The sequence below is a fragment of the Collimonas humicola genome (genome assembly GCF_018304945.1).
In the GTDB taxonomy this organism is placed as follows: Bacteria; Pseudomonadota; Gammaproteobacteria; order Burkholderiales; family Burkholderiaceae_D; genus Collimonas; species Collimonas humicola.
In genome coordinates this window covers 1,320,717-1,346,392 of sequence record NZ_JAGQEE010000001.1, presented here as the reverse complement: position 1 = coordinate 1,346,392, position 25,676 = coordinate 1,320,717, and the positions used below count along the sequence as shown (strand labels likewise).

Annotated in this window: 22 protein-coding genes and 1 pseudogene; 19 read left to right on the top strand and 4 right to left on the bottom strand. The window is 55.6% G+C overall.

Annotation, left to right across the window (positions count from 1 at the left end):
- Window positions 1-267: 267 nt before the first annotated feature.
- Together KHU30_RS06070 and KHU30_RS06065 are read left to right on the top strand one after the other, a co-directional pair.
- The gene (locus KHU30_RS06070; RefSeq protein WP_098496616.1) at window positions 268-588 is read left to right on the top strand and encodes a c-type cytochrome; all 321 of its coding nucleotides are present in this window, start codon (window positions 268-270) and stop codon (window positions 586-588) included.
- A gap of 12 nt (window positions 589-600) precedes the next feature.
- Window positions 601-954 (top strand): c-type cytochrome, encoded by a 354-nt coding sequence (locus KHU30_RS06065; protein ID WP_098496617.1) that lies wholly within the window; start codon window positions 601-603, stop codon window positions 952-954.
- A gap of 72 nt (window positions 955-1,026) precedes the next feature.
- Here KHU30_RS06065 and KHU30_RS06060 read toward each other — a convergent pair whose 3' ends face one another.
- Window positions 1,027-2,436 carry a heavy metal sensor histidine kinase gene (locus KHU30_RS06060; RefSeq protein ID WP_211441677.1) on the bottom strand — a complete coding sequence of 470 codons (1,410 nt, stop codon included), beginning with the start codon at window positions 2,434-2,436 and terminating at the stop codon, window positions 1,027-1,029.
- Window positions 2,433-3,104 (bottom strand): heavy metal response regulator transcription factor, encoded by a 672-nt coding sequence (locus tag KHU30_RS06055; protein ID WP_211441676.1) that lies wholly within the window; start codon window positions 3,102-3,104, stop codon window positions 2,433-2,435. The genes KHU30_RS06060 and KHU30_RS06055 overlap by 4 nt, the downstream gene beginning before the upstream one ends.
- A 181-nt stretch (window positions 3,105-3,285) precedes the next feature.
- Here KHU30_RS06055 and KHU30_RS06050 point away from each other — a divergent pair, with 181 nt between their 5' ends.
- The 4 genes from KHU30_RS06050 to KHU30_RS06035 all read left to right on the top strand — a co-directional run bounded on the left by KHU30_RS06050 (window position 3,286) and on the right by KHU30_RS06035 (window position 9,761).
- The gene (locus KHU30_RS06050; RefSeq protein ID WP_211441675.1) at window positions 3,286-3,519 is read left to right on the top strand and encodes a hypothetical protein; all 234 of its coding nucleotides are present in this window, start codon (window positions 3,286-3,288) and stop codon (window positions 3,517-3,519) included.
- Window positions 3,520-3,663: 144 nt separating this feature from the next.
- A complete protein-coding gene (locus KHU30_RS06045) occupies window positions 3,664-4,974 on the top strand; it encodes a TolC family protein (RefSeq protein ID WP_211441674.1) in 1,311 nt (436 codons plus the stop codon).
- A gap of 9 nt (window positions 4,975-4,983) precedes the next feature.
- Window positions 4,984-6,564: an efflux RND transporter periplasmic adaptor subunit gene (locus KHU30_RS06040; protein ID WP_211441673.1), complete on the top strand. Its 1,581-nt coding sequence runs from the start codon at window positions 4,984-4,986 to the stop codon at window positions 6,562-6,564.
- 23 nt (window positions 6,565-6,587) lie between these two features.
- Complete coding sequence (locus KHU30_RS06035) at window positions 6,588-9,761, top strand: CusA/CzcA family heavy metal efflux RND transporter (protein ID WP_211441672.1); 3,174 nt, start codon at window positions 6,588-6,590, stop codon at window positions 9,759-9,761.
- Window positions 9,762-9,841: 80 nt separating this feature from the next.
- Here KHU30_RS06035 and KHU30_RS06030 read toward each other — a convergent pair whose 3' ends face one another.
- Window positions 9,842-10,267: a DUF1841 family protein gene (locus tag KHU30_RS06030; protein WP_211441671.1), complete on the bottom strand. Its 426-nt coding sequence runs from the start codon at window positions 10,265-10,267 to the stop codon at window positions 9,842-9,844.
- Between the two features lie 494 nt (window positions 10,268-10,761).
- On the opposite strand from KHU30_RS06030, the gene KHU30_RS06025 reads away from it, so the two are divergent.
- The 5 genes from KHU30_RS06025 to KHU30_RS06005 all read left to right on the top strand — a co-directional run bounded on the left by KHU30_RS06025 (window position 10,762) and on the right by KHU30_RS06005 (window position 15,094).
- Window positions 10,762-11,007 (top strand): GlsB/YeaQ/YmgE family stress response membrane protein, encoded by a 246-nt coding sequence (locus KHU30_RS06025; RefSeq protein WP_211441670.1) that lies wholly within the window; start codon window positions 10,762-10,764, stop codon window positions 11,005-11,007.
- Between the two features lie 265 nt (window positions 11,008-11,272).
- Window positions 11,273-12,316 carry an OmpA family protein gene (locus KHU30_RS06020; RefSeq protein WP_211441669.1) on the top strand — a complete coding sequence of 348 codons (1,044 nt, stop codon included), beginning with the start codon at window positions 11,273-11,275 and terminating at the stop codon, window positions 12,314-12,316.
- 103 nt (window positions 12,317-12,419) lie between these two features.
- Window positions 12,420-13,994 (top strand): OmpA family protein, encoded by a 1,575-nt coding sequence (locus KHU30_RS06015; RefSeq protein ID WP_211441668.1) that lies wholly within the window; start codon window positions 12,420-12,422, stop codon window positions 13,992-13,994.
- Window positions 13,995-14,164: 170 nt separating this feature from the next.
- A complete protein-coding gene (locus KHU30_RS06010) occupies window positions 14,165-14,518 on the top strand; it encodes a hypothetical protein (RefSeq protein ID WP_211441667.1) in 354 nt (117 codons plus the stop codon).
- A 249-nt stretch (window positions 14,519-14,767) separates the two neighbouring features.
- Entirely contained in the window at window positions 14,768-15,094 is a 327-nt protein-coding gene (locus KHU30_RS06005; RefSeq protein WP_211441666.1) for a PepSY domain-containing protein, read from the top strand.
- Window positions 15,095-15,465: 371 nt separating this feature from the next.
- Here the strand turns inward: KHU30_RS06005 and hutC are convergent, their stop codons facing one another.
- Window positions 15,466-16,188 carry a histidine utilization repressor gene (hutC, locus tag KHU30_RS06000; RefSeq protein WP_407928043.1) on the bottom strand — a complete coding sequence of 241 codons (723 nt, stop codon included), beginning with the start codon at window positions 16,186-16,188 and terminating at the stop codon, window positions 15,466-15,468.
- A 198-nt stretch (window positions 16,189-16,386) separates the two neighbouring features.
- On the opposite strand from hutC, the gene hutU reads away from it, so the two are divergent.
- The 8 genes and pseudogenes from hutU (at window position 16,387) to KHU30_RS05960 (ending at window position 25,612) form a co-directional block, all read left to right on the top strand.
- Entirely contained in the window at window positions 16,387-18,105 is a 1,719-nt protein-coding gene (gene hutU / locus KHU30_RS05995; RefSeq protein WP_211441664.1) for a urocanate hydratase, read from the top strand.
- A gap of 42 nt (window positions 18,106-18,147) precedes the next feature.
- Complete coding sequence (gene hutH, locus KHU30_RS05990) at window positions 18,148-19,695, top strand: histidine ammonia-lyase (protein ID WP_211441663.1); 1,548 nt, start codon at window positions 18,148-18,150, stop codon at window positions 19,693-19,695.
- 20 nt (window positions 19,696-19,715) lie between these two features.
- Window positions 19,716-20,223 (top strand): annotated as a pseudogene (locus tag KHU30_RS05985) (arginase family protein); the annotation flags it as partial.
- A 653-nt stretch (window positions 20,224-20,876) separates the two neighbouring features.
- Window positions 20,877-21,641 (top strand): ABC transporter substrate-binding protein, encoded by a 765-nt coding sequence (locus KHU30_RS05980; RefSeq protein ID WP_211441662.1) that lies wholly within the window; start codon window positions 20,877-20,879, stop codon window positions 21,639-21,641.
- Window positions 21,642-21,699: 58 nt separating this feature from the next.
- Complete coding sequence (locus tag KHU30_RS05975; RefSeq protein ID WP_230411389.1) at window positions 21,700-22,485, top strand: amino acid ABC transporter permease; 786 nt, start codon at window positions 21,700-21,702, stop codon at window positions 22,483-22,485.
- A complete protein-coding gene (locus KHU30_RS05970) occupies window positions 22,482-23,267 on the top strand; it encodes an amino acid ABC transporter ATP-binding protein (protein WP_329956560.1) in 786 nt (261 codons plus the stop codon). The genes KHU30_RS05975 and KHU30_RS05970 overlap by 4 nt, the downstream gene beginning before the upstream one ends.
- Before the next feature lie 33 nt (window positions 23,268-23,300).
- On the top strand, window positions 23,301-24,749 hold the full coding sequence (locus KHU30_RS05965) for a DcaP family trimeric outer membrane transporter (RefSeq protein ID WP_211441661.1): 1,449 nt from the start codon (window positions 23,301-23,303) through the stop codon (window positions 24,747-24,749).
- A 164-nt stretch (window positions 24,750-24,913) separates the two neighbouring features.
- Entirely contained in the window at window positions 24,914-25,612 is a 699-nt protein-coding gene (locus KHU30_RS05960) for a response regulator transcription factor (RefSeq protein ID WP_211441660.1), read from the top strand.
- Window positions 25,613-25,676: the final 64 nt, after the last annotated feature.

Sequence of the window (25,676 nt, the reverse complement as noted above, 5' to 3'; positions counted from 1 at the left end):
GGAGGCCGAGGCTGCCCCGCCGATGCTGCCTGGTTGGCATCGGCGGGCGTGGACTATGCATGTTTCTTGGGGTAAAATTAGCCGGTTTTGGTGTAGGGTGGCGACGGCGGTCGGCGTCAGGCAGGGCTACCTTATTCCTTGCCTGCGCAGTATATGCAACGCAGCATAGGCCGTATATGGTTTGCTTGCGCTGTATGTCTCCGGGCATTTGAGGCAGTATTCGTGGCAGTTTCGAATAAACGTTTTCGCTACAATTACCCAGCTACTATGAAAAAACTAATTGCACTTCTCGCGCTTGCGGGTCTTGCCAACATGGCCGCGGCAGCGGACGTGGTCGGCAACGCTAAGGCAGCGGAAAACAAGATATCGATGTGTATCGGCTGCCATGGCATTCCCGGCTATAAGGCCACCTTCCCGGAAGTCTATCAAGTGCCCATGCTAGGCGGGCAATCGGCGAAATACATTGAAAATGCACTGATCGCCTATAAAAAGGGCGACCGCAAGATGCCGACCATGCGTGGCATCGCGGCCAGCCTGTCCGACCAGGACATGGCGGATATTGCGGCTTACTATTCGCAGCAAAAATAAGGGACCCACACAATGAAAAAGACTCTTGCTGGCGTGGCGTTCCTGCTTTCCACCAGTGCGTTCGTGAGTGCCCATGCTGCCGGCAATATCGCAGCCGGCGAAGCGGCGACGAAAAAATATGCCTGCGCCTCCTGCCACGGCGCCGATTTCCACAGCCCGATCGATCCCAGCTATCCCAAGCTGGCGGGCCAGCCGCAGGATTACCTGCAGCACGCCCTGATCGCTTATCAGCGCGGCAGCGATGGTCCTAACGGCCGCAGCAACGCCATCATGAGCGGCCAGGCCAAGGCCTTGTCGCATCAGGACGTGCAAGACATTGCAGCCTACCTGCACAGCCTGCCGACGACGCTGGTGCTGCGCAAGTAAACGCAAGTAAAGCAAGCCGGACCCGGCGCAGGGATGGAATAAAAACCACGCAATCGTTCCTGCGTGGTTTTTTTATGCCTGAGGGTTGGGGAAATACAGGGTAAACACGGTCAGCTGGTCTGCCGAGCGGCTGAGTTCAACCCGGCCGCCGTGCAGTTTCATGATCGATTGCACGATGGCCAAGCCGAGGCCGGCCGAAGAGGCCGAATCGCTGCGGGCAGGGTCGGCGCGGTAGAAACGGTCAAACAGGCGCGGAATGGCGGACTCGGCAATCTGCGTTCCCGGATTGCCGATCCGGATGTTGGTGCCGTGGGCTTGCGGCTGCGCTTCCAGCAGGATGGCCTGGCCCGCCGCCGTGTAGCGGATCGCGTTGGCGACCAGATTGCCGATGGCGCGCCGCAACAGCATCGGATCTGCATGCACTGTGCCGGTTGCCGCAATACTCAGGCGCACGCCGCTATCCTCTGCCACACCTTCAAAATAATCGGCGATGCGTTGCAATTCCTGACGGCAGTCGAGCTGCTCGCAGGCGGCAGCCACATGCGCATTGTCGGCACGCGCCAGGAACAGCATATTGTCCAGCATGCGCGCCAGCCGTTCGTACTCCTCGACATTGGATACCAATAGTCCCTGGTATTCTTCCGCGTTCCTGGGCTGCGCCAGTGCCACCTGGGTTTGCACCATCAGGTTGTTGATAGGCGTGCGCAAGTCGTGCGCCAGGTCGGCGGAAAACTGCGACAGCCGCTGAAAGCTGTCGTGCAGGCGGTCCAGCATGCCGTTGAAAGCCGCCACCAGCTGCTGCAATTCGTACGGCGCGCTGGCGACGTCGAGGCCGCGGTCAAGACGCTGGGCGGTGATCGAATGCGCCTGCTGGGCGATCAAGCGGGTAGTGCGCAAGCCGCGGCGCACCAGCACATATCCCAGCAAAGCCGCCAGCAGGGCGCCGCACAATGCGGCCCCGATGATCTGCTTGCGATAGCTGTCAAGCATGATCAGGCTATCGCTGACATTGTGAGCGACAATGATTTGCACCTGCTCGCCGCTGCGGTCGATCCGGCCCCACAGCGCCGTGGCGCGCACCGGCATGCCGGTTGAGGTGCGCAGGTTCTTCCTGGCTTGCTGGTCCGGGGTCTGGCCGATGGCGCTGAGCGGCAGGGCGGGCAAGCTGCCGGCGGCGGGTTGCGTATCGAGCAGCGGCGCGCCGTCCGCGCTGCGCAGTACCAATAGCAGGTCGTTGTGGCCGAGTGCGGCATCCATGAACAGGTGCGGATCGTCGCGGATCGCCTGCACCGAATCGGCCTTGCCGACCAGGTGCCGCATCAGCTGGATCTTGCCCAGCAATTCCTGGTCGTCATGGCTCTCCAGCTGGCGCGCCAATGAATAGTACAGATAGCTGCCGACCAGGGTGAACGTGAGCAAGGTCGCCAGCGCAAACAGCAGCGCCAGGCGTACCGTCAGCGAGCGCGGCGCCGATGGCTTCAAGCGCGGTCCTCCAGCACGTAGCCCATGCCGCGCACGGTATGTATCAGGGGGCGGGCGTAGGGTTCGTCGATCTTGATGCGCAGGCGGCGGATGGCGACATCGACCACATTGGTGTCGCTGTCGAAATTCATGTCCCAGACCTGCGAGGCAATCAGCGAGCGCGACAAAACCTCGGTCTGGCGCTTGGCCATCAGATACAGCAAGGAAAATTCCTTGGTGGTGAGGTCGATCCGTTCGCCGTTGCGGGTGACGCGACGCTTCATGACGTCGATTTCCATGTCGGCGATCTGCAGCGTGTCCGATTCGCGGATCGGACCGCGCCGCAGCAGCGTGCGGATGCGGGCCACCAGTTCGGCAAAGGCAAAGGGCTTGACCAGGTAGTCGTCCGCGCCCAGTTCCAGTCCCTTGATGCGGTCGTCGACTTCGTCGCGTGCGGTAAGAAACAATACCGGCGTCGAATGGGTCTTGCGCAATTCGCGGATCACCAGCCAGCCGTCCATGCCGGGCAGCATGACGTCCAGCACGATCAGGTCGTAGCCTTCCGTGGTGGCGCAATGCAGGCCGTCGGCGCCGGATTGCACCCAGTCGACCACATAACCGGATTCGGTCAATCCTTTGCGCAGGTATTCGCCAGCTTTTGGTTCATCTTCTACCAGCAGGATACGCATGTTTCATCCTTCTGTTGTCCGGGTTGAGCCCTGATTATCTTCCATAAAGCCGTGGCGGTGGATTACAAAACCGTAATCCCGCCGTCACCATCCCGTTTCCGTCTCCTTTCTACACTTTGCTTCAACGATGTGGCCCAGGCAAGGGCTGCCCGTTGAAACCCTTTCATTTTTGGAGATTGACATGAACGCTAAACAACTATTTTCCATCGTCGCACTGTTGTCTGCTTCGGGTATCGCGATGGCGCAAGCCCCGGTTGCTGAAAAGCCGGCGGGTGCAGTCGTCCAGAACGCCGGCGCAGAAACAAAAAACCTCCAGGACAAAAAACAGGCCCAGGCGGACGGCAAGCCGGCGAAGCCTTCTGCACATGACCATAAGGAAGACGGTCCGAAAAAGACGATTCACTCGGGCGCCTGAACGACGTATCCAATAACCAGCTTTCCAGTGTCTTGGATTGATCCGACTTACTCAGGGGCTGGTTGATGAAGGCGATTCCATGGCGCGGCGCAAACCAGCCACGCCATGCAGTCCGAGCCATCCCGGCTTTTTTTGGAGTAGGCTATGCACAAGTTTTTCTTGCCGCTCGGTTTCGCGGTATTGGTATGCCAATTGTCATTGGCGCAGGATGCTGCTCCAGCATCGGCGCCGATAACTGGCCAGCAGCCGGTTATCAACTACAAGCTGCCGCCCCTTGGCAGCGATGAACTGGCGGCGCCGCTGACGCTGCGGCAAGCGTTGCTGCAGGCTTTCAAGAGCAACCCCGAGCTGGCAGCCGCAGCGCTCGAAGTCAAGGCGGTCGAGGCGTCGATTCTGCAGGCCGGCGCCAGGCCCAACCCACAAGTCTCGGCCCTGCTGGAAGATACCCGCAAGGCGACCAGGACCACCACCGTACAGTTGAACCAGACCTTGGAACTCGGCGGCAAGCGCGACGCCCGCATCAAGGCGGCTGAAAAGGGGCGTGACGCGGCCCAAGCCGATTATCTGACCAAGCGCGCCGATGTCCAGGGCGCCGTGGTGAGCGCTTATTTTTCTGCGCTGGAAGCGCAGGAGAACCTGCAATTGCTGCAAAATTCCTTGCAACTGGCACAACGCGCGAGCGAAATGACGGCCAAGCGCGTCGCTGCCGGCAAGGTGGCGCCGATCGAAGCCACCAAGGCACGCGTCGCCGAGGCAGGTGTGCGGGTGGAGCTGCAGCAAGCGAGCAGCAGCCTGAATATCGCGCGGCGGACGCTGGCGGCAACCTGGGGCGATATAGTGCCGGCCTTTTCTACAGTCGATGGCCATATCAATGAGCTGCCCGCCTTGCCCGATCTGGCAGTCGCGCTGGAGCGCTTGCAGAACTCCCCGGCCTTTGTGAAGACCCGGGTGGAAGTCGAGCGTCGCCAGGCGCTGGTCCAGCTTGAGCGCAGCCGCCGCATCCCCGATGTTACCGTCAGCTTTGGCGGCAAGCGGGTAGAAGAAAACCGGCAAAACCAGATGATCTTCGGCTTGTCGATGCCTATCCCCGTGTTCGACCGCAATCAAGGCAACCTGCAGGAAGCCTTGCAGCGCGCGGACAAGGCGCGCGATGAGCTGCGCGGCGCCCAGCTGAAGCTGGATGGCGAGCTGCGCGACGCTTATGAGCGGCTCAAGCTGGGGCGGCAACAGGTGGCCGCCTTCCAGGGCGAGATCCTGCCGGCCGCACAGAACACCTATGAGACTGCAACCAAGGGCTTTGAACTCGGCAAGTTCAGCTTCCTGGAAGTGCTGGATGCCCAGCGTGTGCTGTTCCAGGCCAAATCGCAGGCGCTGCGCGCACTCGCGGAAACCCATCGTGCCGCCACCGAGATAGAGCGCGTGGCAGGCGCTTTCCCGTCAACCGACTCTTTGTAAACAGCCGACATGAAAATCAATTTGAGCAAAAGCAAAGCTATCGCAACTGCGACGGCCATTCTTCTCCTGATGGCAGGCGGACTGTATTTCAGCAGCGCCAACGAGTCCAGCCAGGAGGCCAAGGAAGAGGTGCACCGCGATGCGGTTGCCCATGGCGACGGCGAACACCACGGCGAGACGGCGACCGAAAAACACGGCCATGCCAATCAGCATGCGGACGGCGAGCACCATCGGAAATCAGAGGCAGCCAGCAAGGGACCGCACGGCGGCAGAATGTTTACCGAGGATGGGCTGGCGCTGGAAGTGAGTATGGAGGAAGCGGCGGGAGAGGCGCACTTTCAGGCCTGGCTGTTCAACGGCGGCAAGGCGTTGGCGCCGGATGGCGCTACATTGACGCTGCAACTGGTGCGGCCCGGCGGCGAGGTTGAGAACATCGTCTTCGTGCCGGAAAGCGGCTCTCTCCGCAGCAGCGTGGCGATTGCGGAACCGCATGTGTTCGATGCCAGGTTCCGGCTGCAATATGGCGGGCAGAAGCTGCAGGCGGCATTCGCACAGGAAGAAGGAAAGATCGAACTGAGCGAGGCGCAGGTGGCGGCGTCCGGCGTCAAGCTGGGAAGCGCCGGCGCTGCGCGAGTCAAGACAGCCATCACGCTGCCGGGGGAAATCCGCTTCAATGAAGACAAGACCGCGCACGTAGTGCCGCGCCTGGCGGGCGTCGTCGAGCAGGTAGCCGTCAGCCTGGGGCAGCAGGTCAAGCAGGGACAGCTGCTTGCGGTGGTCGCCAGCACAAGTCTGGCGGAGCAGCGCAGCGAACTGCTGGCGGCGCAGAAGCGTTTCACCTTTGCCCGTACTACCTATGAACGTGAAAAGAAACTGTGGGAAGAAAAGATCTCGGCCGAACAGGATTACCAGCAGGCGCGCCAGGTCATGAACGAAGCGGAAATCGCGCTGCAGAATGCGCGGCAGAAATTGAATGTGCTGGGCGCCGGCGCCGGCAGCGGCGGCGCCTTGAACCGTTATGAAATCCGGGCGCCGTTCAGCGGCCTGGTGACCGAGAAGCATATCGCCCTGGGCGAAGCGGTAGCAGCCGATGCCAGCATTTTCACCATTTCCGACCTGAGCACCGTTTGGGCCGAGATCATCGTGCCGGCCAAGGACCTGAACCTGGTGCGGCTGGGTGAGAAAGTCCAGATCAATGCCACCGCCTTCGAGTCGAGCGCGAGCGGCAGTATTTCCTACGTCGGCGCGCTGCTGGGCGAGCAGACCCGCACCGCCAAGGCCCGCGTCACCCTGGCGAATCCGGACATGGCTTGGCGGCCGGGCTTGTTCGTCAATGTCGACGTGGTTTCCAGCGATGTCGAGGTAGCAGTGGCGGTGCCGCCGCAAGCGATACAGACGCTGGACGGCAAGCAGGTGGTGTTTGTCCGCATCGCCGACGGCTTCATGGTGCAGCCGGTCAGCACCGGGCGCGCCGACAGCAGGCAGGTGGAGATCGTCAAGGGGCTCAAGGCAGGCACGCGTTATGCGGCCGAGGGCAGTTTCGTTCTCAAATCGGAACTCGGCAAGAGCAGCGCCGAACACGCACACTAAGCGCATACCAAGGACCGGATCCCATGTTTGAACGCATCATACGATTCTCGATCGAGCAGCGCTGGCTGATCATGCTGGCCGTGTTCGCGATGGCGGCACTCGGCATCTACAACTACCAGAAGCTGCCTATCGATGCAGTGCCGGACATCACCAATGTGCAGGTGCAGATCAATACCGCCGCGCCGGGCTATTCGCCGCTGGAAACCGAACAGCGGGTTACCTTCCCGATAGAGACGGTCATGTCAGGCTTGCCGCATCTGCAGCAGACCCGCTCCCTGTCGCGTTACGGCCTGTCCCAGGTGACGGTGATTTTCAAGGACGGCACCGACATCTACTTCGCCCGCCAGCTGGTCAATGAGCGGATCCAGGAAGCCAGAGGCAAGCTGCCGGCCGGAGTGGCGCCAGCCATGGGACCGATCTCCAGCGGCCTCGGCGAAATCTATCTGTGGACGGTGGAAGCCAAAGACGGCGCAAGGAAGCCTGACGGCAGCGCTTACACGGCCACCGACCTGCGAGAAATACAGGACTGGATCATCAAGCCGCAATTGCGCAATGTCAGCGGCGTTACTGAAATCAATTCGATCGGCGGTTTCGCCAAGGAATACCAGGTGGCGCCGCAGCCGGAAAAGCTGGCGTCGTACGGCCTGACCCTGCAAGATATCGTGACGGCGCTGGACCGCAACAACAGCAATGTCGGCGCCGGCTATATCGAAAAGCGCGGCGAGCAGCTGCTGATCCGGGCGCCGGGCCAGGTCAGTTCGATGGACGACATACGCAACATCATCCTTGGCAATGTGCAGGGCGTGCCGATCCGCATCCGCGATGTCGGCGACGTCGCTATCGGCCGTGAACTGCGTACCGGCGCCGCCACCGAGAACGGCAGGGAAGTGGTGCTGGGGACGGTTTTCATGCTGATCGGCGAGAACAGCCGGGCTGTGTCGCAGGCAGTCGACCGCAAGATGGTGGAAATCAACCGCAGCCTGCCTGCCGGCGTCGAGGCTGTCACCGTATATGACCGCACGGTGCTGGTCGACAAGGCGATCAATACCGTCAAGAAGAATCTGCTGGAAGGCGCCATCCTGGTGATCGCCATCCTCTTCATGTTCCTCGGGAATATGCGCGCCGCGATCATCACCGCGATGGTGATCCCGCTGTCGATGCTGTTCACGTTCACCGGCATGGTGCAATACAAGGTGAGCGCCAACCTGCTCAGCCTGGGTGCGCTCGACTTCGGCATCATCATCGACGGTGCGGTGGTGATCGTGGAAAACTGCGTGCGGCGGCTGGCCCATGCGCAGGCGCATCACGGCCGTCCCCTGACTCGTAGCGAGCGCTTCCATGAAGTCTTTGCGGCATCCAAGGAGGCGCGCCGGCCCTTGCTGTTCGGCCAGGTCATCATCATGGTGGTCTACCTGCCGATCTTCGCCCTGACCGGTGTCGAGGGCAAGATGTTCAATCCGATGGCCTTGACGGTAGTGATCGCCTTGGTCGGTGCAATGATCTTGTCGATTACCTTTATCCCGGCGGCGGTAGCCTTGTTCATCGGCAAGCGCGTATCGGAAACGGAAAATTTCCTGATGCGCAGCGCCAAGCGCTTCTATGCGCCGGTGCTGGAATGGGTCATGCAACGCAAAACCCTGGTGCTGGGCAGCGCGCTTGCCGTGCTGCTGCTGTCCGGGGTGCTGGCGACGCGCCTTGGCAGCGAATTCGTGCCGAGCCTGAATGAGGGCGATATCGCGATCCAGGCCTTGCGCATCCCCGGCACCAGCCTGACACAGTCGCTGGAAATGCAAAAGCAGCTCGAAAGCACGCTGAAGCGGCAGTTCCCGGAAATCGAACGCGTGTTCGCTCGCAGCGGAACGGCGGAAATCGCTTCCGATCCAATGCCGCCGAATATTTCCGACGGCTACATCATGCTCAAGCCGGAAGCCAGCTGGCCTAAGCCGAAGAAGACAAGGCCGGAACTGCTGGCAGCGATCCAGGAAGCAGCCAGCAATGTGCCGGGAAATAACTATGAGTTTTCCCAGCCTATCCAGCTGCGCTTCAACGAACTGATTTCGGGCGTGCGCAGCGATGTCGCGGTCAAGATTTTCGGCGACGACATGACTGTCCTGAACGACACCGCCGACAAGGTCTCGGCGGTGCTGGGCAAGATCACCGGCGCGGCAGAAGTGAAAATCGAACAGACTTCCGGCCTGCCCATGCTGACCGTGAACATCGACCGCGACAAGACCGCGCGCTACGGTCTTAACGTGGCCGACGTGCAGGATGTGGTCGCTACCGCCATCGGCGGCAAGGAAGCCGGCACGCTGTTCCAGGGCGACCGCCGCTTCGATATCGTGGTGCGCCTGCCGGAAGAGCTGCGCAGCGACCTGGAAGCGTTCAAGCGCCTGCCGATCTCCTTGCCGCGCGGTGCGGACGGAGCAGGACGCACCAGCTACATTCCGCTGGGCGAAGTAGCGAGCCTGGAACTGGCGCCAGGGCCTAACCAGATCAGCCGCGAAAACGGCAAGCGGCGGATTGTGGTGAGCGCGAATGTGCGCGGCCGCGATATCGGCTCGTTTGTGAGCGAGGCCGAGGCCAGGCTGCAACAGCAGGTCAAGATTCCGTCCGGCTACTGGACCAGCTGGGGCGGCCAGTTCGAGCAGCTGCAATCGGCCACGCAACGGCTGCAGATCGTGATCCCGGTAGCCCTGCTGCTGGTGTTCACGCTGCTGTTTGCGATGTTCGGCAACGTCAAGGACGGCCTGCTGGTATTCAGCGGCATTCCATTCGCGCTGACCGGCGGCATCGTCGCCCTGTGGCTGCGCGGGATTCCCCTGTCGATATCGGCGGCGGTCGGCTTCATTGCGCTGTGCGGGGTGGCGGTGCTGAACGGACTGGTGATGATTGCTTTCATCCGCAGCCTGCGCGAGGAGGGCCGTGCTCTCGGCCAGGCGATACGGGAAGGCGCGCTGACCCGCTTGCGGCCGGTGCTGATGACGGCGCTGGTGGCTTCGCTAGGCTTCGTGCCGATGGCGATCGCCACCGGCACCGGCGCCGAGGTGCAGCGGCCGCTGGCGACAGTGGTGATCGGCGGAATTTTGTCGTCCACGATCCTGACCTTGCTGGTGCTGCCGATCTTGTATCAGCTGTTCCATCGGCGCGATGAAGACGCCGCGCGGCCGATAGCTGAGGATGCGGCCGTCCGGCATTGATCTGCTGAAGAGAGTCTTTCTCGCCCAAGCGTCCCCTTGGGTTTGTGCGCCCGGAGACTTGCCAGTGTCCGGGCGTTTTTTTACAGGCGCTTTTTCACGCACTCGATATAGGCGGCGCCATCCGGCGGCAAGCCGCTGCGCTGCGAATTCCAGATCATCTCGCCCAGGCATTCCATGATGTGGTGATGCGCCTCGTGCTCCGATTGCAGCCTTTGAGTCAGGGCAGTGGCGGCGGCCTTGATCCCCGGCGGCTGGTCGATCGAGATCTGCTCGGCGATCGACAGATGCATGGACAGGTGCAGGAAGGGGTTGGTCTGGCCGTTCTCCACCGAGTAGTCGGCGCCGAGCGCGGCGTCGACATCTTTCAGGTCGGCGGCATATTCGGGATGTTGCGCCAGCCAGTCGCTGGCGATGGCTTCCAGCGGCGTCAGGATTTCCCCGGCGCGATGCTTGCGGTAGGTCTCGCAGAAAAAACGGCGGACATCGTCTTGGGATGGATTGAACATGAAGTAAGTCTTAAAGCCTTTGTTGATGCGGGTTTGCGAAGATTGTCCAAAATTCTTCCGAAATGAATATCGCTATTTTACAGAGACTTCCTGATAAGCGTTCCCGGTAGGTCGTCATAGACGACCGTTGTTTTAGCTTCTTCGTGTCCCACTATTGCTTGCGCGAAGTCGGCGCATATTGTTCTTTGTGCAATCTCTCGGCTAAATGATTGGTGAAGGTCGCACGATCTAGCTTGTTTCCTCGGTAGGCTCAAATAACGTTTTTGAGGCTGCAGCAGGTTGAATGCCGATGACGCGGCCTTGGTCAGTGAACTCGCTCAACGAAAAGAAAACAATTGCAAAATCCGTCCCTTTTCAACGACATGACAATCATTAACATTTTTTTTTGGACTAGAGTTGGGCTGCCATAGAGCGCATAAAAATGGAGCAAAAGTGACCCCTGGATTTCGGGCACTTTCGTCTGTTAGGCAGTAAATAACTTGAAAGGAAATTTTATGGGGTTTATAGCGTGGTTAATTGTTGGCGCGATTGCCGGCTGGCTGGCGGGAGTTGTTGTGAAGGGCGGGGGCTTTGGTGTGTTGGTTGACATCATCGTCGGCATTGTTGGCGGCTTCATCGGCGGTTGGCTGGCGGGGGTGCTTGGCATTCATATCGGCAGCGGCATTATCGCGTCGATTGTGACCGCCACTGCTGGCGCGGTGATATTGCTCTTCATTCTGCGACTGATCAAACGCACTTGATGTTTTTAGATCATGAACAACGGACTTGAAATTCCCGCTTAAATGCGGGTTTTTTTCGCCAGCGGAATTTTATGACAATCGTTAACAGTAGTGCCGTCATTTAATCCGCAGTTTCGGCATCCGCTGGGAATGTCAGAGCAGTTTTTTAAGTTGATCGCCGCAGGGAATCGACACATTTTTAGCTCTAAATTGATGTACTTGATCGCCGTTGCAATGGCGCGCCATGTACACGCAATACGCATAACTCATTACATGGAGAAAGACTATGCTGAATCCAAGCAAAATTAACCTGGCAGTTTTTACCCTGTTCGCAGCATCTGCGCTCAATGCATCTGCGCAAAGCGCTCCCGTTGCTGCCTATAACCCATCCTGGTATGTCGCACCAAGCATTAATCTGCTTGACCCCGATGCCCGCTTCCTCAGCGGGAATGACAAAAATGGTCCTGGTGTAGGTTTGCGGTTTGGCCGTGCTGTTTCACAGGATTGGGATGTTCAATTGGGCGGAACCTACGGGCGCGCCAAAGACAAAGACATGGGGATCACCTATCGGCAAAGTACATTGGGCGCCGACGCACTCTATATGTTTTCACGTAGCGCATTCCAACCATTCCTGTTGGCCGGTGCAGGCGTCGAATACGACAAGGTCACCAACGCTGGCGGCAATGCCTCCAAGACTGCTCCTTACATCAATATTGGCGCCGGCTTGCGCTATGCCCTCAATGATCAGTGGAGTATGCAGGCGGATGTGCGGCGTTCGGTTGGTTTCCTTGGGAATAACAGTGATTTCGGTTTCAAGAGAGACAACAACACGACATTCGGCCTCGGCCTGATCTATACCTTCGACAAGCCGCCGGCACCGATGGCGGCGGCGCGGCCGGCACCGGAGCCGGTTCCGGCGCCGGTCGTCCCACAAGCGGCCCCTCAGCGCTTCGAGAAAGTCACGTTGTCGTCGACCCAGCTATTTGGCTTTGACAGTGCGACGCTGCGCATGCCGCAGCCGAAGCTCGATGAAATCGCGAGCGTGCTGGCGGCAAATACTCAGGTGAACAATATCGTCGTCAGCGGCTACACCGACCGTCTCGGCTCTGATCAGTACAACCAAAAACTGTCGCAGCGCAGGGCAGAGGCTGTCAAGAACTATCTGGTCAATAAAGGTGTTGAGGCGAACCGTTTGACTTCGGTAGGAAAAGGAAAAGCCAATCCAGTAGTTGAATGCAATCAGAAAAAGAAAATTGAACTGATCAAATGCCTGGAGCCGAATCGCCGCGTCGAGGTGGAGCAGGTCACTTTTGAGAAGCCGGTACGCTAGATCGGGCAGTAAGTGCCGGAGGCGAGTATGGACGGCTTTTCCGCCGTCGTTGTCAGCGGACTATCGAGGCTGGAGTCGTCTTATCTTTTTGGGGAGAAAATATATGAGCATCAATCTTTTGCAACTTGCGCAAACGACCCTTGGCGGACAGGTTGTTCAACTCGCGAGTACCCACTTTGGCATTGACGCAAGCAAGGCAAAGGCAGTTTTTGAAACCTTGACGCCAAGCTTAATTGCTTCTTTGCTCAAGAAGGCTGATACCCCTGATGGGGCTCGCGCATTGTATGCATCCATCATGTCGCATAAAGTTGACGCGAACATCGGTGCAAATCTGGTTAGTCTGCTTGACAATCCGGTGTCGGCGGGAAATTTGATCAAAGCTGGCGGTGAGCAGGCTGTGGCCCTGCTCGGTGATAAAGCGCAAGACCAGTTGACGAATGTGGTGGCTCAGCACACTGGCACAGCGGTCGGCGCTGTCACGGCAATGACAGGAGTGGTCACAGCCACCCTGTTCGGTTTAATCAAAAACCACCTGCAAACAAGCAAAGGCCAACAGCACACCTTGATTTCGACATTGGCGCATCAAGTGTCTTTCATTCAGGGGAAAGTGCCTGAGAGTGTGGGGGCGGCTTTGGGAGCGGGGACGGCGTGGGAGTTTTTTGACGGCATAGGCAACAAGCTCAAGGCGGCACTATCGGCCTTCCACGTGGAGTCGCCGCCAGCCGCGCATACAGGCTTCAATCCTGTGTCCAAGGAAAAGACGGGTATAGGAAAATGGTGGTGGCTGTTGGCGCTGTTAGCTTTGGCCGCGTTGCTGTTCTTTTTGCGCAGCTGCAATAAGGAACCGGCATCTGCGTCGACGCCGGCTACAGCATCAGAGGCATCGACTGCCTCAGCAGTGCTTAGCAAGGAGCCGACGCTGTCGTTGACGACAGATAAAGACGGTAAGGCTGCCGTTGTTGCTACCGTAGGCAGTGAAATGGATAAATCAGCCATTCTGGAGGATTTGAAAAAAAACTATGGCGATGCGGTTAATGCGGATATCAAGGTTGACGCGGCGACCAAGCCAGCCGGTTGGATTGGAGAATTGCCTGACTTGCTGACAAGCCTCAAGTTGTCGAATGCCGAATTGACGATCAAGGGCAACAATATAGAAATCGGTGGGGCGGCGACGGATCCAAAGCTGCAGTTGCTAGACAAGACGAAAGCGCTTTTTGGCGCTGGATACGCTGTATCTTTGTTTGATCTTTCCGAAGCAATGGCCAGCAGCAAGAAGAAATTTGAAGACGCGTTAGCCGCGCTCAAACCAGGCTCTTGCACTACGGCCGACGTTGTGAGCGCCATGAATACCTATTCGTTCAATTTTTCTTCCGGTGCCTTTGATATTCCCAAGGAAGACGTGCTGGAGTTCGGCAGGGCGGCAACCGCGATCAAGGACTGCGCCAAGGATGCAAAACTTGAAATCGGTGGGCATACCGATAACCAGGGAACGTCTGCGGTCAACATGGAATTGTCGCAAAAACGAGCTGATGCGGTGCGCGACTTCTTTGTATCAAAAGGTATTGCTGCAGCTACTTTTACGACCAAGGCATACGGTGATTCCCAACCCATAGGCGACAACGATATCGCGAGCGGCCGTTTCAAAAATCGTCGTATTGAATTTAGTGAACAAAAATAGTCATTTATGGATATGGATTCAACCCGCGCCGAAAGGTCAGCGGGTTTTTTGAGGAACAAGAAAGCTTGAATATCTCCTCTTTGTTGGGGCCTTCTTTATAAAATAAAAGCCACATTTTTTACCTCTCTTTAAGATAAGTTTTCGCATCGCAGGTTCTATAGGAGCACACGATGGATGCTCATATCGAAGAAAAATTGATTAGCGAGTACGTAGAAAAAATCCACCTGCTTGGCATCAAAGCGCTTTACGGAGATGAGGTCGGTACTGCCGTTTACAACACAGTCAATGAAGCATGCTATTTCATGATTATGTTGAACAACTGTAGTCCGACAGTCAATTTACGATCGTTCAGAAAAGGCTTGCAACAACTAGCTGACACTGGGCATGAAAACTCTACAGAGTACGAACAAGTCTTAAACAATGCCATCTTCCTTGTTACCTTGTACGTGCATCAAAGACGTCATTTAGCTAATCGATGCTACCCGGTCGCTGCTGCAAAATCCCATGGCCCCCGACATCGGTGATGCTTGCATTGGCAAGATGCGCGAGGACGTGCCTGCGCTGGAGGCGATGCCGGCTGGCGTCGTGAATGGGCGGTGATGGTTTTAACCTGGTTAACAAAATTTAACCAAGGTTCAAAGAATGAATATGTGCATCCGGATTGCCGAGAACGATAGTGAGAGAGTGCTACCGTCGACGATGCTCAGTATTAGCTAAGTTTGATTCCGTAGATTCTCCATTACGCAAATGTCTGCGTTCTTTGGGAGAAGAATATGTCCAGTTACACCAAGCTTTCCATCCTTGCTATCGTGCTCGCGGTTGTTGGCATTTCTGCCTACGCGGAAAAAAATAAAGATAGTGATGCTCTTGCCGTCACTCAAGCCAAAACATCTTTGACACAAGCGATTGCCACGGCCGAACAGCATGTCAATGGCAAGGCATCGCATGCCGAGTACGAGCATTCTAAAAAAGGATGGGTCTATGAAGTGGATGTCGTCAGCGGCAGTAAATTATTCGAAGTCAAGATAGATGCCGATACCGGTGCAGTCATTGCATCCAAAGAAGCGAAGGTCGATGATGAACATGAAGAAAAAGAGTGATTTTTCCATCGATATGTCGTATCCCTTGTCGATGGGATGATGTGATTTCGAGGCCGTTTCAGACGGGAGCGGGCTGCCTGCCTGCGCCCGTCGTTCGGCGTCGCTGCCGCCTATCTGGCAAAGGCCTTGTTGCATAAATCAGGCAACGCGATGCTCAGTGGCTCCATCAGGCAAGCTGAAAGTGCGAACGAACCTGCTTCATTGTGATGCCGAACGACGAATTCCAGGGAGTGCGACGCAGCGCTCAAGGCATGTGGCTCGCTCTGGACAACGGGATACATATCATGTGCATCGAACTGGCTCTTGCTCTCATAGCCTGCGCAGAGCAAGGGTGGGTATTTTTGATTTTGGCCCGATTCTCTGATTGCAATTTAACTGAAACTTCCCGCAAATTGATAACGATGTCCAGGGTGCCACATGATAGCTACTGAGGCTACGCCACCGACTGAGACAGTTTTACGCTTAAGGACAAGGCAAGGGTCCTTAGGTTTGATCGCCAGCATCTCGGCAATATCCTTTGGCGCTATACATGCTTCAATGCGGTAGTCAGCGCCCTGCAGTGGTGCTGCGGTCATTAAGTATTCGTTAGGTGTCGTTGTAGAGAAATCCAATCCCATGTAGTCCGGCGCAAGGTCGGGGTTGACCCAGCGATCTTCAACCTGAATCGGGGTATCGTTTTCGAAATGGACTATGACCGAATGGAACAATGGGTGTCCGTGGCGAAGTTCAAACTGATTGGCTAACGACTCGCTCGCCTTACTGCGTTCAAGGCAATAGAGTTTGCTGCTATGAATGTGACCGCGGCCCCTGATTTCATCGGCAATATTTTTAACCTGCAACAGCGCGGCCTGATATTTTTGTTGTGCGACATAGGTCCCTGAACCCTGAACGCGGTTCAATATCTGTTCGGACGTCAGCTCCCGCAATGCGCGATTGACCGTCATGCGCGACACCTCGAATTGCTTGGACAGTGCATATTCTGTCGGAATTACATCTCCCTCCCGCCAGTGCCCCAAGTGAATCTCATTCAGGATGTATTCCTTGATGCGCTGGAAAATCGGGGTATCGGTTCGCTCGCCTTGTCTTGCCAAAATACTCTCCTTTTTGCCCCCTACCTGGAGCGATTAACGCAATTGCAACTAGATATTTTATCACCGGCAACAAATGCTTCATCAACTAAAATAATTATTGACTTAGTTGTATATACAAATTAGGATTTGATCACTGTCCTGTTTTATTTTTTTGCGTCGCTTATTCTCAGCCTGCTTTTATCTTGAAGGAAGAAACTTGCCATGAACACTTCATCGGAAAATCTACAGTTGGATCATGATCCTCGCTACGATGCCAGTCGTATCGTTTGCGCACCGCGCGGTGCCGAAAAGGTGTGTAAAAGCTGGCAGACGGAAGCGGCCTATCGGATGCTGCAAAACAATCTCGACCCGGAAGTGGCGGAAAACCCTAAGCACCTGGTGGTATATGGCGGCATTGGTCGCGCCGCTCGTAATTGGGGGTGCTTCGATAAAATCCTGGCTGTACTGAAAGATCTGAACGACGACGAGACCCTGCTGGTGCAATCTGGCAAGCCGGTAGGCGTGTTCAAGACTCATGCCGATGCGCCGCGGGTGCTGATCGCCAATTCGAACCTTGTGCCTAAATGGGCAAATTGGGAGCACTTCAATGAACTCGATCGCAAAGGTCTGTTCATGTACGGCCAAATGACGGCCGGTAGCTGGATCTACATAGGCAGCCAAGGAATTGTGCAGGGAACCTACGAAACTTTCGTCGAAGCCGGCAAGCAGCACTTCAACGATGATTGGCGCGGTCGCTGGATCCTGACTGCGGGCCTGGGTGGCATGGGAGGCGCGCAGCCACTGGCTGCAACCTTGGCTGGAGCGGTGTCGCTGAACATCGAGTGCCAGCAAAGCAGTATCGATTTCCGTCTGCGCACCCGCTATGTCGATAAGCAGGCTAAAGACATCGATGACGCCATTGCACTGATTCAATATCATTGTGAGCGCAAGGAAGCGATCTCGATTGGTTTGTTGGGCAATGCTGCAGACATCCTGCCGGAACTGGTTAAGCGCGCCAAGGCGGGAGGAATTCGGCCGGACCTGGTCACCGATCAAACCTCGGCACATGATCTGATCAATGGCTATTTGCCATCCGGCTGGAGTGTCGCTGAATGGAGAGCAGCGCAGCAAGACATCAGTCAGCATGTCCGTCTGACGCAGGACGCAGCCGCTTCTTGCGCGAAACATGTGCAAGCGATGCTCGATTTTCATGCAATGGGCATTCCAACCGTCGACTACGGCAACAACATTCGCCAGGTTGCCTTTGATCAGGGGGTGCAGGATGCGTTCGCTTTTCCTGGTTTTGTACCTGCTTATATCCGTCCAATGTTTTGTGAAGGCAAAGGGCCGTTCAGGTGGGTGGCGCTGTCGGGCGATCCGGAAGATATCTACAAAACAGATGCCAAGATCAAGGAGCTGTTTCCAAATAATAAGCACGTCCACAATTGGCTGGACATGGCGCACGATCGCATTGCCTTTCAAGGTTTGCCTGCGCGAATTTGCTGGCTTGGTCTGGGCGAACGTCATATAGCCGGCCTCGCATTCAACGAGATGGTGCGCACAGGTGAGCTGAAAGCACCGATCGTCATTGGCCGCGATCATCTGGATACCGGATCGGTGGCCAGTCCCAATCGTGAAACAGAAGGCATGAAGGACGGCACCGACGCGGTGTCCGATTGGCCACTCCTGAATGCGCTGCTAAATACCGCGGGCGGCGCCAGCTGGGTATCGCTGCACCATGGCGGCGGTGTTGGCATGGGCTACTCGCAACATTCGGGCATGGTGATCGTCGCCGATGGGACTGACGCCGCTGCTAAACGACTCGGGCGCGTATTGATCAACGACTGCGGCTCTGGCGTGATGCGCCATGCGGATGCCGGATACGACGCCGCTGTTGACTGCGCGAAGCGCAATCACTTGCATTTGCCGATGATTGATTGAACGTCATTACATTTCAGCCAACCGAACTTAACAAAGACATTCATGACACAGCCAACATTAACATTAGAGCCGGGCCAATTTTCACTGGCGGATCTCCGTAACATCTGGGAGAAGCCACTGCAAGTGAGGCTGGCGGCTTCAGCTTATCCCGGCATTCATGCATCGGCAGATGCGGTACAGCGTATCGTCGCGCGCGGCGATGCAGCTTATGGCATTAATACCGGTTTCGGCATTCTTGCAAAAACCCGTATTCCGGATGCGCAACTAGAGCAATTGCAGCGCAACTTGATTCTGTCGCATTCGGTAGGAACCGGCGAGCTATTGAGTGATTCTGTAGTACGCCTGATCATGCTGATGAAGATCGGCAGTCTGGCGCGTGGTTTTTCGGGTATCCGGGCGTTGGTCATCGATAGCCTTATTGCCTTAGTGAACGCGGGAATCATGCCTGCTATTCCTGCGAAAGGATCGGTGGGCGCCTCAGGCGATTTGGCGCCGTTGTCCCACATGACGCTGGCCCTGCTTGGCGAGGGAAATGTGCGCGTAAATGGGGAAATCGTGGCGGCGCGAGACGCACTGGAACAGGCTGGCATAGCGCCCGTGGTGCTGGCTGCGAAAGAAGGTTTGGCACTGATCAACGGCACCCAGGTGTCTACCGCCTTGGCGCTGCACGGCTTGTTCATGACAGAGCGCATGTTGGAAGCTGGTACCGTGGTTGGCGCATTGTCGGTTGATGCGGCCAAAGGCAGCGACGCGCCGTTCGACCCGCGTGTGCACGAAGTGCGGGGGCAACTTGGCCAAATAGCCTCAGCAAAGATCTATCGTCAATTGCTGACAGGTAGCGCTATCCGAAAATCGCATTTTGTGGACGATGAACGTGTACAGGATCCATACAGTCTGCGTTGCCAGCCCCAAGTCATGGGCGCGTGTATCGATATTATCAATAACGCTGCGCGCACCTTGCTCAGAGAAGCCAATGCGGTTACCGACAACCCATTGATTTTTGCCGATGCTGAGCGCAGCACCGTTATTTCGGGGGGGAATTTTCATGCGGAACCGGTTGCATTTGCCGCAGACACGCTGGCACTGGCGATTGCTGAAATTGGTGCTTTGTCGGAGCGTCGGATTGCTTTGCTGATCGATGCCTCGCTGTCTGGCTTGCCGCCGTTCCTGGTCAAGGACCCCGGCGTCAATTCGGGGTTCATGATCGCCCATGTGACCGCCGCCGCCCTGGCTTCGGAGAACAAATCAATGGCGCATCCGGCCAGCGTTGACAGTCTGCCGACGTCAGCCAACCAGGAAGATCACGTGAGCATGGCAACTTTTGCTGCAAGGCGTTTGCATGAGATGGCCCACAACACCGCGGTGATTGTCGGTATCGAATTGCTGGCTGCTGCACAAGGGCTTGATTTTCACCGGCCACTGACAAGTTCTTCAGCACTGGAGCAGGTGCATAAAGTAGTACGTGAGCAAGTCCCGTACTATGCCTCAGACCGTTTCTTCGCCCCTGATATCGAGGTGGCGAAACAGCTGGTGCTCAACGGTACGCTAAGTGAATCCTGCAAGGAGTTGTTCGTGCCTTTATTTGCGTAAAAAATTGGTGCGTGTTGCGCATTAACCTAGATGCGCATTTTGATTTGCGGCTGAGTGATCGCGCCAGTTCAGGTACGCCATTTCGCCAGGTCGCCGAAGATTGTGCTGCCAGAGGCTGGCCATTTCATTACTGTTGTCTAGGTGTGAGCGGGCTTGCTAATACTGCAGCCTTGTTCGAGCGAGCGGAGCAATTGGGCGTTGTCTGACGGCTTGATGAAGGTATGGGGGGCGGACAATATCTCGGAAACTGCAGCAACATTGCTGCAGTTCCTGGAGGAGGTCGATGACGTTTATTTCACTATCTGCCTGGACGTTTTTCCCGCTTCGGTGATGCCCGGCGTCAGCGCACCCGCTGTGTATGGCGTCGCGTTAGAGGCGGTCGAGTCTTTGTTGGATATCGTGACTGCTTCCGGTAAATTGCGGCTCGCCGATGTGGCCGAATTGAATCCAGCACTTGATATTGACAACCGTAGCGCGCGTATCGCGGCCCGTCTGGTGGCGCGGATCGCCAACAACATGGCGGCTTGAATGGCGCATGGACTGGGGAAGCCGGCGGTGAATCCGATCATGAATCCGTTTATGGCCTAGTGCGCCAAAAAAATAACTTGGCGCGATGATTGAATCAACAGTGCGTCAGGAAGCTTCAATCCGCATATCGGCAGCGCCATGCCGCGATGTTCGCTTACTTATCTGGCCCTGTCGGCCATTCTCAAAACATCCAATGAGCGTGGAGCTTCCACGCAGTCAAATCGGCGTTTGACGACATCCCATTTTCTGTTGTCGTTTTGGCGTTTTCCACAATGATTTCGATAATGCTTCGACTCATTGCCTGGAGCCACTCTTCCCGTTCTTCGTATCAATCGAATGTGGCCTGATGGCCATTATTTTTATTTTTAGTTTGATTTTTGTTGTATATACCTTTATTTTGATTTAATCTCATATTTGTATACTCAAATACTGAAAATTACCTGTAAAGATATAGGCAATTCAGTTAATGCACCAAGGCGACGCCGGAGCGTTTCATTGGCAAGGCGGTAAAGCAGGGTTGCGTAAAAGAAATCAAAAGATGGCCGGATAAATTTCCTTTATGGCAATGGTTCCTTAATAAGAGACGGATCGTAATCCGCACACGTTTGAAGTACAAAAAGTACTCATCAGTAAAACATCCAATTGGAGGACACATGAAGACGATCAAATTCTTAGTAACGGCGATGGCAAGTCTGGTGGTGTGTGCGGCCGTGCAGGCGCGCTCATTCGAGGATATTAAAAAGGATGGAAAAATTGTCATTGCCACAGAGGGCACATATCCGCCATTTAGTTATTTTCAAGGTTCCAAACTAACCGGCTTAGACATCGAGCTTGGCGAGGCGATTGCAAAAAAAATGGGCGTGGGCGTGGAATGGAAAGCTTTGTCATTCGACGCGCTTCTGTCGGGTCTGCGTCAAGATCGTTGGGACATGGTGATGGATTCCATCGGCATTACGGAAGAGCGCGCCAAGGCAGTCTCATTTAGCAATCCGATTTATTGCAGTGGCGGCGTCATTGTTTCCAAGGACGCCGCCATACATACGGTCGAATCCTTAAACGGCAAAACGGTCGCTGTGCTGACCGGTACGACCTACATGGATAGCCTCAGAAAGCTTCCTGCCATTAAAGAAGTAAAAAATTTCCCGCAGGATCCGGATGCGCGTTCTGCCTTGATGAATGGCCGCGTTGATGCGTGGGTGAGCGATCGATTTGCTGTCAAGGCCGCACTGGAAGCCAGTCCGAATTCCGGACTGAAAAAAGGGGATTACCTTTTTGTCGAAAAAATTGCGGCAGCCATCAAAAAGGGAAATCACTCTCTTGATGCGGCGATCAATAAGGCACTGGCAGAAATCATGCTTGATGGGACATATCACGCCATCACTGAAAAATATATGCATGAAGATATTCAATGCCACTAATCGGCTTGACAGCCAAGTAGCACTGCCTTGTTGCACAGTTCAGATATAGGAGAGTCAATTGAGAGCCGCAATCACACTTTTGCCTGTCGCCTGGTCGCGCGAACGGCGTAGCGCCATTACCATTGCCTTGGTGACCGCGGGCATGGTCGCATTTTTATGGCTAATGACCATTCCGCTCAGCTGGATGCCAGAGCCTATCAAATCGGCGGCGATTCAATTCGCTGAAGGCGCTCGAGTCACGATGGGGCTTACTGTCGTCTCCGGCGCAATCGGTATCTTGCTCGGCATACTTGCCGCGTTGGCTAAGCTATCCAAGTTCCTGCCATTTCGATGGGTGGCCAATTTTTATGTTTGGGCCATCCGCGGCACACCATTGCTTGTCCAGGTGCTGTTTGTCTTCCTCGCCTTGCCAGGTTTGGTGCCGGGCCTAGAGTTATCGGATTTCAATTCGGCGGTGGTGGCACTGGCTTTAAACGCCGGCGCCTACAACGCGGAGGCCATCCGTGCCGGCATCCTGGCGATCAACAAGGGGCAGACCGAAGCAGCGCGTTCATTGGGCTTGAGTCCATTCCAAACCTTTCGCGATGTAATTTTTCCGCAGAGCTTCCGGATTGCGCTGCCGCCTTTGGTCAACAATTTCGTGTCGTTGCTGAAAGACTCCAGCCTGGCCTACGTGATCGGCGTCGTGGAATTGTCGAATATCGGCAATCGCATCCAGTCCGTCACGTTCCAGCCGATTCCTGTTTTTATCACGACTGCCTCCATTTACTTGATCCTGACAACTGCGCTCACGCAGATTTCGGGGGCTATTGAGCGGCAATTAGATGTGGAGCGTCATCAATGATCGAGGACAAAACAATGAATCCGGCAGACCGTGCGCTACAGCCAAGCGAAAAAGCGCCATTGATTACTGCAGATAAGGTGAACAAGCACTTTGGCAGCTTCCATGTCATCAAGGATGTGTCTACCGCATTTTATCAAGGAGAGGTGACGGTCATTATTGGCGCTTCGGGGTCGGGGAAATCCACTTTCCTGCGGATGTTGAACCGGCTGGAAACTCATGACACCGGCAACATCGTAATCGATGGCATTGAACTTAATGCTGATCTTAAGCACATCGACGCTGTACGACGCGAAGTGGGCATGGTGTTCCAGAGTTTTAATCTGTTCCCACATTTGACGGTATTGGACAACGTCACTCTGGCGCCGCGTCGTTTGCGTGATGTCACGCGTGCCCAGGCTGAAGTAGCTGCCCGGGAGCTGCTGGCGAAAGTGGGGCTGGCTGACCATGCGCACAAATATCCGCATCAGATTTCTGGCGGACAAGCGCAGCGCGTAGCGATTGCCCGGGCGCTGGCGATGCAGCCAAAAGTGATGCTATTTGACGAGCCAACCAGCGCACTCGATCCAGAGATGATCAAGGAGGTGCTCGACGTGATGAAAGATTTGGCACGTTCCGGCATGACCATGATCGTCGTCACTCACGAAATGGGCTTTGCGCGCGAAGTGGCGGATCGTGTCATTTTCTTCGAGAAAGGCCAAATTCTCGAAGAGGCGCCGCCTGCAGAATTTTTCAGCAATGCGCGCAACGAGCGGATCCGCGCATTCGTAGGAAAAATTAGTTAGCAACGAAAATAAAACAATTCATCGGGGACAAAAATGAAATTGAAACACGCATGCCTGAGTACGTCTATCGTATTCATTTTCTCTGGCGCCGCTATTCCGTCTTATGCGCAGACGGCACAAGACTTTGAACAAATGCGCGCGGAAATCAAACGCCTGAGCGAGCAATTGAACCAGCTCACAAAGGCCAAATCGGCAGCGCCACAGCAGGATTTAGTCGATCGGATAGAGCAGGTCGAATTGAGCAGCAAGGATGCAGTGGTAGCCGGCGATATTCCCGGCTCTTTCCGCCTGCCTAATTCCGAAACCTCTGTGCATCTTTATGGATTTGGCGAGCTCAACTGGGTGCATGAGATGCGCGGCGACAATTCCAGCAACGACTATTCCACTTTTTTGGCGTATGCGCCGCTACGCGGTGTCGCGGCAGGGCCGAATGACCCGTCGATTCCAGCGAATAAAACCGGCCGCGATTATTTGACGGCACGCACATCTCGCTTCGGCATTGAGACCAGCACGCCAAGTTCTTATGGCCCGATCAGCATCAAGGTCGAAGGCGATTTCAACAACGACCCACGCACCGGCAATTCTGCGGTATCGGGCACCGCAGCGAATATTTATACGCAGCAGTCAACCAATAGCTACAATTTCCGTCTGCGCGAGGCTTATGGCCAATTCAATGGCTTCCTCATCGGTCAGACCTGGTCGACTTTCATGGACGTTGATAATGCCCCTGAGACTGTCGATTTCAATGGACCCATTGGTTCAACATTCATCCGTCAGCCGCAAATTCGCTACTCCTATCCAACCAAGGATTTTGGCAAGTTCAGCGTAGCTTTGGAAAATTCGGTGAGTTATGTGCTGGACAGAACCGGGGCAGTCGATACCAATGGCTTTTCGCATGTGCCGGATCTGGTCGGGCGTTGGGACAAGACGTTCGATTGGGGCGCAGTGAGCTTGCGCGGAGTGACGCAAGACAATCGCGTCAATGACGGCGCTGGCGCTTCCTTGTCGCGTCGCGGCTATGGCCTGGCTGCCAGCGGCACTTACAAAACCTGGGGTGACGATTCCATGAACTGGGCGATTACCGGCGGTACCGGTATTGGCCGCTACTTCAACTATATCGAGGGTGCTTTCTTCGACGATGTCAATCACAAATTATTGCTGGAGAAAGTAGTGGGTGTTGTACTCGGTTATCAGCATAAGCCGTCTGCCACCCTGCGCTTCAATGGGTCGATCGGATTTCAGCGCAATTTCAACAACGACTACACTGCTTTCGCTATGGCCAACGGCCTGGGCAGCGGCAACGGCGCTTTGGGTAATTTTGCGATCAATCGTGAACTTCTGCAGTCGCATCTGGGCTTCATCTGGAATCCGGTTGCGAATGTTGATATTGGTGCCGAGTATATCTTTGGTCGGCGTAAAACCTTGGCCGATGAGACGGCTTATATGAGTCGGGTTGATCTGTCGGCCAAATATCATTTTTAGCGTATTCAAAACAAAAAAGCTTCAGAGATGGGGCTTTTTTGTGGCCCTCATTCACCTGCCAATGATTGTAATGCGATGGAGAGTATTTCCACGGCAAGTTGCCATTTTTGATGTTTGTTGCAATTCACCTTGGTAGATGGCTACGGCGGATACGGGCGGACCCTATGAAAATTGCTGTTCTTTATGACGAATCCAGTCAAACTGAATCAGTTTGCCAGGTACTCACGTCCGCCGGGCATCTCTGTCATGCGTATCAAAGCAGTGAAGAAATGTTGAGACAGCTGCATAGAGAGGGCTGCGATATGCTGATTCTAGCTTGGCTAGAGCCGGATTTCAGTGGAATCGAGGTATTGCGCTGGGTAAGAGACAAATTTCCCAGGATTTTCCCAGTCTTGTTTATCGCCAGTCGTGCAAGTGAGGACGGCGTCGTCGCAGCCCTGGCGGCGGGGGCTGACGACTGCATGATCAAACCGATCCGTCATGGTGAACTGATTGCGCGCGCTCAAGCCTTGTTGCGACGTGCCTATCCAATTCAAGATTCGAGTCATAAACTCGTGTTTGGCGATTATCTATTCGAAACACGTGCCGGTCGCTTGATCTTGGCAGGCAAACTCATCGAGATTACGCAAAAGGAATTTGAGCTTGCATTGCTGTTTTTTAGAAATCTGGATCACGCGCTTTCACGCACCTATATCCTCGAGGCGGTCTGGTCCCGCAACATAGCCATTCCATCCCGGACCATCGATACGCACGTTTCCCGCTTGCGAACTAAATTGCAACTACGGCCAGAAAGCGACTATAGGCTCGTCCCTGTCCATTCCTACGGCTACCGACTAGAGAAAATGAATCCTGATAACAAGTAGCGCAAAAAGTAGTACAAAATTTTAATGTCATGACCGTATCCAATCCCGCTTGGTCGCTCGTGTC